This window comes from Paeniglutamicibacter antarcticus, assembly GCF_039544305.1.
GTDB classification, from domain to species: domain Bacteria; phylum Actinomycetota; class Actinomycetes; order Actinomycetales; family Micrococcaceae; genus Paeniglutamicibacter; species Paeniglutamicibacter antarcticus_C.
Window position 1 is genome coordinate 1 of record NZ_BAABLK010000038.1, and the last position, 528, is coordinate 528.

At 62.1% G+C, this 528-nt stretch carries 1 pseudogene; it reads right to left on the reverse strand.

Annotated elements, in window-relative coordinates:
- Positions 1-528 (reverse strand): annotated as a pseudogene (locus tag ABEA12_RS14955) (HNH endonuclease); the annotation flags it as partial.

The following is a 528-nucleotide window of genomic DNA, read 5'->3' on the forward strand; positions in this document are numbered from 1 at the left end:
AGCACTGAGGTGCCCGTAGCCGGGAACCAACACCGGCTCACCGCCACCGGCGGTGAAGGTCTTCTGCGCCATCACCAGACACAGGGCCACCGGGATGCTGCCGCCGGCCTTGATGCCGGTGATCGATTCAAAGACCGTGTCGGCGGCCACCTGGTTCTGGCTGCGGGAGTCCCCGTTGGACATGGAATGCTCGATTTCCCGGGCCAACACCTGCATGAAGGGGATGCCTTGTTCCAAGGGGAGCATTCCGGAGATCTTCACGCTGTGCGCATTGACCTGATAGGCACCGACGTACCGGTTCTTCATGGCCTTGGCTTCAAGGTCTTCCTCGGTTGCCGGTTCCAGGATCAACGCCCAATAGGCGACGGCGTCACGCAGTAGTGCGTCCCCGGCCTCGAAGCACTTGTGCGGTTCCTCCCAGAGCAACTCATCGATCATCTTGCGGTTTTCCGTCCGCAGGTGGCGGATGCCGCTGACTATCACCCGGGTCTGCGCCTTGGTCAGGATCCCGTCGCGCAATCCCTGAAG